Raw genomic sequence first — 6,767 nt, 5'->3', positions numbered from 1 at the left:
CGGGCTTCCCCGGGGGGACGAAGGAGGAGGACAGGACGACGGCTTTTGGCTGAGGGCGCCCCCCCCCCGGCCCGGCCGGTGACGGCGGGCCGGGCCGGGGCAGCGTTTGCCGGGTCGGGGAGAGGGCGGACTACTCGGCGTCGCCGTGCGGCATCCGGTTGCGGTAGAGCATGATCTTGGCGTCCTTGGCCACGTAGTAGTTCTGGACGGAGTACGCGATGGTCGCGAAGTCCAGGCGGCCGTCGCCGTTGAAGTCGCCGGTGGCGATCCGGGCGACGGACTCGTCGCCGATGCGCCACTTGGCCCAGACGCCCGCGGCCAGGTCGATGGCCTTGTAGTACATGACGCCCTGCCACGGCCACGGTCCGCGCAGGGCCACGAGGAACTCCTCCTCGCCGTCCCCGTCGAAGTCCGCGCAGACGATCTGGTGGCCGGGTCCTTCGCCGTTCTCGTTGGGGTCGCCGTAGACGTCCAGGAGGGTACGTCCCCAGACCGGGGCGCCCTGCTCGTCGGTGCCCGTCTTGGTGTACACGGCGACGGTGTTGCCGTGGAAGGGCTCGATGGCCGCGACGTACGCCATGGGGTCGTCGCCGATGCGGCCGGCGTTGAGGTCGCCGCTGCCGCGGAACCCGGTCTGCTCGAACTGGGTGAGCTCGCCGGTGCCGATGAGCCGGCGCACCCACTGGCCCGTCGCCTCGTCGAAGTACAGCCAGGTGACGCCCTCGTCGGAGGCGAAGAGCAGCGAGTCGAGGTCCGAGCCCGGTATCAGCCCGGCCTTCTTCTCGGCTCCGTGGATCATGCGGAAGTGGCTGTCGTCGATGGTCTCCATCGGCCACTCGTCGGCGGTGTGGACGTCGTCGGGCTGGGTGAAGATCACGACGGGCAGCACCGCGTGGACGTCCGCCTCCGCGACGATCGGGACACCGACGATCTGCAGTCGGTCGGTGCGGGTGAAGTGCCCGACGCGCAGCCGGTGCATGCCCGTGGCACGGCCGACGTAGTGCCGCTTCCAGCGGGACTCGTCCTTGTCCGGACTGCCCGGGTTCTCCAGCCAGTCGATCTTTCCGCCGGCCGGGTCCGGGTCGTGGATGGTGCCGATCGGGCCGTACAGCTCGTAGCAGACGACGACGTCCGGGTGGCCGTTGCCGCTGATGTCGGCGAAGTCGGCGCCCACGGGCATCCTGATGCCGTCGGCCACCAGGCGGCGGGTCCACGCCTTGTCGGCCTCGGTGTTCTGGTACCAGTAGATCTCGCCGAGGCGCAGACCGTAGCCGAACAGGTCCGGCCTGCCGTCCTGGTCGATGTCCGGGGCCTCCAGCCAGTAGCCGTCGCGCAGTTGCTCGGCGACGACCTCGGCCGTGAACGCCGGCGGGATCGGGGCGGTGCGGTGGTTGTCGGTCATGGCAGGTCCTCTCGGAAGGTCAGTGGGCGGGGCGGTGGTACTCGACGGCGAGCCAGACACAGTCGGTGTCGGCGCGGTACTGGTGCCAGGGGTAGCGGTAGCCGCCGTCGGGGCCGGTGGCGCAGAAGGGCTGCGGTGTGGTGTAGCCGGGCGCCATCGCGATGTCCTGGTAGAGGGTGCTGTGATCGCGGGCGTGGAACTTCTGCATCCGGCCCACGCCCGTGATCTGGGTGTGGATCTCGATGAAGTCGTGTTCGTTGTGGATGGCGCAGTCCGTGCCGGCCGGCGCGTACCAGAGGTTCACCTTGATGTCGAAGGTCTCCTGCTGCCGCCGGTCGGGACGTTCCCCGAGCAGGTGGGGTGCGTCCAGCCGGGCCGAACCCGCGGCCGCCTGGGGGCCCTTCCACAGCGGGGTGTCCCGTGGGAAGCCCGCCGGGTCGGCCGGGTCCGGCGGCGGCAGGAGGTCGCCCAGGAGGTGCCAGCCCGGTGCGCGGATCACGTCGGCGGCCGGGGCGTCGGTGGTGGCGACGACGATGACGGACGGGGCGCTCACGATCGTCGTGCCGGTGAGGATCGTGGACGACAGGGCCGGGATGGTCACGGGCGGCTGGACGTCGAGGCGGATCGGTTCCGGATGGGGGTTGATGACCACGGCGGGCCCGTGCACCCGGTAGTGGTCGACGTTCTCGACCAGCTGGGCCGGCATCTGCCCGGTGCCGAGGTCCAGCGGACGAACGGTGTTCTGGCTCATCGGGTTCCTCGGTCGTCAGGAGGCCGGCTGGGGGGCGTGCTGCTGGTAGCTGGCGCTGCGGGCGAGCTCGGCGGCGATCTGGTCGACCGGGGTCTCGGGGACGAACTGCTCCGGCCCCTCGCCGAGTCCGAGGAAGCAGGCGACGCTGTCGACCGTGCGCCGGGCTGCCCTGCCGTCTCCGTAGGGGTTGGCGGCACTGGCCATGCGGTCGTAGGCGATCGGGTCGCGGAGCAGCTCCAGGGTGGCGGCGACGATGCCCTCGGTCGTCTTGCCCACCAGCCTGGCGGTGCCGGCCACGACGGCCTCGCTCCGCTCGGTCACCTCGCTGAGCACCAGGGTGGGCTTGCCGAGGGCGGGGCCCTCCTCCTGGGCGCCGCTGCTGTCGGAGACGATGAGATCGGCCCGCTTGAGCAGCTTCATGAAGCTGAGGTAGGGCAGCGGGTCGGTGACGGTGATGTCGGGGTGCCCGGCGACGACGGGCAGGATCGCCGCCCGCACCGCGGGGTTGCGGTGGAGCGGAATCACCACGCGGGTGCCGGGCTCGTCGGCGATCCGCCGGAACGCCGCGGCGATGTCGGCGAGTTGCGGCCAGGCGTCGCGGCGGTGGGCGGAGGCGAGCACGACGCGGCGCGGGTCGTCGTCGAGGTCCTGCAGGGCGGGGTGGCCGTAGTCCGTGGCGTGGTCGCCGGCCCAGCGCAGGGCGTCGATGACGGTGTTGCCCGTGACGACGATCGTCTCGTCGGGGATGCCCTCGCACAGCAGGTTGGTGCGGTTGGCCGGGGTCGGCGCCAGGTGGAGCGCGGAGACCTGGCCGACCAGGCGCCGGTTGCCCTCCTCCGGGAAGGGGGAGGACAGTTCGCCGCTGCGCAGCCCGGCTTCGACGTGGACGACCGGCACACCGTGGTGGAAGCCGGCCAGGGCGCCGGCCAGCGTGGTGGCCGTGTCGCCGTGCACGAGCAGGGCGTCGGCGCCGAGGCCGGGGAGCCGTTCCTCCAGACCGTTCAGGATCCGGGCCGTCACCTGCGACAGGGTCTGCTGGGGAGCCATCACCCGCAGGTCGATGTCGGCCGACAGACCGAAGGCGTCGAGCGTCTCGTCCAGCATCTGCCGGTGCTGCCCGGTCGAGATGACCACGGGATCGAGGTCCGGATGCGCCTGCAGCGCCTTGATCACGGGAGCCATCTTGATGGCCTCCGGCCTCGTTCCTATGACCACGGAAACAGTTCGCATTTTCTTTCTCCCCGTCGAATCCTCCATCGCCGTCCATTTCATTTCCTGGAGGCGATGCGCTGACGGGAAAGAGAGTTCCATTGCGGGCCGCACGGGGTCAACGCGCGCAATTTCCCAGTTGTACGCCGGCACACAAAAAACCGGCCCTGCTCCGCGGAGCAGGGCCGGTCGACAATTCAGTCCGTTCAACTCCTGGCAGGAGCGACGGACATGGAGTGGCGGAACACGTTGGCGGGGTCGTAGCGGCGCTTCACGCGCTGCAGCCGGGGATAGTTCCCCTTGTAGTAGAGCGTGGTCCAGTGGGTCCCGGAACGGTTGTGGCGCGGATCGGTCATGTCGCGGTCCGGATAGTTGATGTAACAGCCGTCCGTCATGTCATTGATTTCCGGCACACCGTTGCTGGCCGCGAAGAATTCACCGTAGAGGTCCCGGAGCCACCCCAGATAGAAATCGTCCTCAGCCGGGTCGCTCCAGAAGGTCTGGAAGCACATCTTGAAGACCGCGGACCGCTGGGCGTTGGCGGTGGCGTCTTCCGGCACGGCGTTGACCTGGCCGCCGAACGAGAAGAGCACCAGCATGGTGTCGGGATTGCTGAAGTCGGGGCGCGTCATGTGCTTGTACAGCGCCGTGAGCTGCGCGTCGGAGAAGTTCCTGCGCATGTACGCGGACTTGTGCCCGCCGCGCGACGTGGGGTTGGTGATGGTCGGGTTGTCGGTGCCGACCAGCCGGGTCGCCTGCAGCCAGGGAAGCTCCCTGGGGCGGTGCAGCCCCGGCATGGCCGGCAGTTCGCCGTTGCCGCGGTCCAGTGACCGCACCTTGACCCCGGTGCCACTGGTGATCGCCGCCATGTAGGAGTCGAGCATCTCCCGCGCGCCGGGGACGGAGGCGTCGATCTGGGTGAACATCCCCAGGCTGCCGTGCGCCTTGGCGGACACGTTGAACAGGCTGCTGAGGTGCCGGTAGGGGCTGTCCGGGGCGCTGTGGGTCTCGTGCCAGGCACCGAAGTTCTTCACCAGCCGCTTGAACGACTTCTCGTCGAGGCCGTCCCAGGGAATGTCGACGGCGCTGACCAGTACCGTCGCCGGCGCCTTCACCAGCTGGTCCGCCGGCTCGGTGCCCCGTGCGTCGGGCGAGCGGAACCAGTACCGGGTGACCAGCCCGAAGTTGCCGCCGCCGCCTCCGGTGTGCGCCCACCACAGGTCCCGGTTCGGGTCGTCGGCCTCCCGGGTCGCGGTGACCGTGCGGGTCCTGCCCGCCGCGTCGACGACCACCACCTCGACGGCGTACAGGTGGTCGACGACCAGGCCGTGGGCGCGGGAGAGCAGCCCGTATCCGCCGCCGACGATGTGGCCGCCCGCGCCGACGCTGTAGCAGATGCCGCCCGGCACCGTGACGCCCCAGCCCTTGAACAGGGCCTCGTACACGTTGAGCAGGCGTGCTCCGGGCCCGACGAAGAAGGCGCGCATCGCCGGGTCGTAGCCGACCTCGGTCATCTCCGAGAAGTCGAGGATCACCTCGACCTCCGGGTTGGAGGTGAAGTCGGCGAAGCAGTGCCCGCCGCTGCGCACGGATATTCTCTTCCCGTCCTTCACCGCCTTCGCCAGCGCGCGCTCGGCGTCGGCCGAGGAGCGGATCATCTTCACGTAGTCCGGTGTGGCGACGAACCGCTGGTTGTTTCCCGTCCTGAGGGTCGGATAGCGGGAGTCCCCGCGCGTGACGGTGCTGCCTGTCTCGGCGGCGCTCCGTGCGGGCGCCGCCGCACCGGCGTCCGTGGGCAGGAGGGCGGTGGCCACGGCCGCACCGCCGGCCATGGCCGCACCGCGGCCGAGGACGGTGCGCCGGTCGATTCCGCTCATGTCATGGGCTCCTTCGCATGCGTGGATGGTGTGACGTTCGTGCGGCGGGGATCCATGTGGGGGATCAGCTCCCGCATCCGGCGGCGTCCGCGGTGCACCCGCGAACCCACCGTGCCGGTGGCGACCCCGAGGATCTCCGCGATCTCCTGGTAGGTGAGCCCCTCGATGTCCGCCAGGCGCAGCGCCGCCGCGTACTCCTGGGGAAGGGCCCGCATCGCCCGTCCGATGTCGGGATGGGTGAGCTTCGCCAGGTACTGCTCTTCCGCCGACGCCAGCCGGCAGGACGCCGGATGCTGGGCCGGCCGGGCGTGCAGGTCCTCGTCGAAGACCTCCGCGGTCCGCGGCCGGGCCTGCGAGCGGCGGTAGTCCGTGAGGAACGTGGTGATCAGGATCCGGTACAGCCAGGCACGGATGTTGGTGCCGAGCCGGTACTGGTGGAAGGAGCGGAACGCCTTCAAGTAGGTCTCCTGGAGGAGGTCTTCGGCGTCGGCGTGCGAGCGGACCAGGCGCCTGGCCGCGGCGAGGAGGTCGGAGCGGTACGGCAGGGCCTCCGCCTCGAAGACCTCCACATGCGCCGGGGACGTCGCCGTCGTGGTGGCGGACATGGTCAGATCTGCCGCAGGGCGCCGCCGTCGACGGCCCATTCCGCTCCCGTGACCTGGGAGGCGAGCGGCGACAGCAGGTAGGCGATGACGGTGGCGACGTCCTCCGCCGTGCCGATGCGCCCGCTCGGCAGCCGCCGTTCCTCCCGGACGAAGTGGTCGACTGCGTCGTCGGGCTCCATGCCGAAGCGCTGCGCCAGTTGCTCGGCGAAGCCGCCCGGGGCGTCGAACAGAGCGGTGCGGGTGGGTCCGGGCGAGACGACGGTGGACCTGACGCCCTGCCGGCCGTACTCGGCGGCGAGGGATTTGGACAGGGACAGCAGGGTCGCCTTGGACGCCGCGTAGTCGACGATGGAGGGATCCGGGAAGCGGGCCGCCTCGCTCGCCACATGGACGAGGCTGCCGCCTCCGCTCTCGATCAGGTGCGGGAGCGCGGCCCGGGTGACGCGCACCGCGGCGTGGACGTTCAGCTCGAAGGTCTCGTGCCACTCGGCGTCCGTGACCGCCAGGAAGCTCGTGCGTGAGCGCAGGGCTCCGGCGTTGTTGACCAGGCCGTCGAGGCGGCCGAAGAGGTCGACGGCCCGCCGCACCGCGTCGTCCGCGGTCCGCGGATGGGTGAGGTCGCCCGGGTGGGCGGTGATGTTCGGGTCCAGGTCGCGCAGGGCAGCGGTGTCGCGGGCCACGCCCACCACCCGCGCGCCCTCCGCCGCGAGAACACGCGCGGTGGCGTGGCCGATCCCGGAGGAGGCACCGGTGACGAGGTAGACCCGTCCCTTGAGCTGAAGGTCCATCGGTTTCCCTTGGGCGGGGGCGGGGAGGCCCGGAAGTCGCCTCCCCGTCCGTGGTGGTGGGGTTATTTGGTGGTGGGGGTGCGGAGGAAGGTGCTGGTGAGGGTGGTGATGAGGACGAGGGCGGTGTTGACGGCG

General features: G+C 70.5%; 6 protein-coding genes. All 6 read right to left on the bottom strand.

Going from position 1 to position 6,767, the window contains the following annotated elements:
- Positions 1-130 precede the first annotated feature (130 nt).
- Positions 131-1,402, bottom strand: a complete 1,272-nt coding sequence (locus tag ACZ5DS_RS42435; protein ID WP_468249828.1) for an FG-GAP repeat domain-containing protein — start codon at positions 1,400-1,402, stop codon at positions 131-133.
- A gap of 19 nt (positions 1,403-1,421) precedes the next feature.
- Positions 1,422-2,153, bottom strand: a complete 732-nt coding sequence (locus ACZ5DS_RS42430) for a hypothetical protein (protein ID WP_468249825.1) — start codon at positions 2,151-2,153, stop codon at positions 1,422-1,424.
- A gap of 15 nt (positions 2,154-2,168) precedes the next feature.
- Complete coding sequence (gene wecB, locus ACZ5DS_RS42425; protein ID WP_468249823.1) at positions 2,169-3,383, bottom strand: non-hydrolyzing UDP-N-acetylglucosamine 2-epimerase; 1,215 nt, start codon at positions 3,381-3,383, stop codon at positions 2,169-2,171.
- 185 nt (positions 3,384-3,568) lie between these two features.
- The gene (locus tag ACZ5DS_RS42420; protein WP_468249821.1) at positions 3,569-5,239 is read right to left on the bottom strand and encodes an FAD-binding oxidoreductase; all 1,671 of its coding nucleotides are present in this window, start codon (positions 5,237-5,239) and stop codon (positions 3,569-3,571) included.
- Positions 5,236-5,844, bottom strand: a complete 609-nt coding sequence (locus ACZ5DS_RS42415; RefSeq protein ID WP_468249818.1) for a sigma-70 family RNA polymerase sigma factor — start codon at positions 5,842-5,844, stop codon at positions 5,236-5,238. The genes ACZ5DS_RS42420 and ACZ5DS_RS42415 overlap by 4 nt, the downstream gene beginning before the upstream one ends.
- Positions 5,845-5,846: 2 nt before the next feature.
- Entirely contained in the window at positions 5,847-6,632 is a 786-nt protein-coding gene (locus tag ACZ5DS_RS42410; protein WP_468249816.1) for an SDR family NAD(P)-dependent oxidoreductase, read from the bottom strand.
- Positions 6,633-6,767 lie beyond the last annotated feature (135 nt).

Source organism: Streptomyces sp. NPDC031100, assembly GCF_055570785.1.
This window is presented reverse-complemented; position numbering and strand designations above follow the sequence as displayed.

What these genes read in the sequence shown, in the direction of transcription:
- ACZ5DS_RS42435 (WP_468249828.1), bottom strand. Translation starts at nt 1,402, where the DNA reads ATGACCGACAACCACCGCACCGCCCCGATCCCGCCGGCGTTCACGGCC.
- ACZ5DS_RS42420 (WP_468249821.1), bottom strand. Translation starts at nt 5,239, where the DNA reads ATGAGCGGAATCGACCGGCGCACCGTCCTCGGCCGCGGTGCGGCCATG.
- wecB (WP_468249823.1), bottom strand. Translation starts at nt 3,383, where the DNA reads ATGCGAACTGTTTCCGTGGTCATAGGAACGAGGCCGGAGGCCATCAAG.
- ACZ5DS_RS42415 (WP_468249818.1), bottom strand. Translation starts at nt 5,844, where the DNA reads ATGTCCGCCACCACGACGGCGACGTCCCCGGCGCATGTGGAGGTCTTC.
- ACZ5DS_RS42410 (WP_468249816.1), bottom strand. Translation starts at nt 6,632, where the DNA reads ATGGACCTTCAGCTCAAGGGACGGGTCTACCTCGTCACCGGTGCCTCC.
- ACZ5DS_RS42430 (WP_468249825.1), bottom strand. Translation starts at nt 2,153, where the DNA reads ATGAGCCAGAACACCGTTCGTCCGCTGGACCTCGGCACCGGGCAGATG.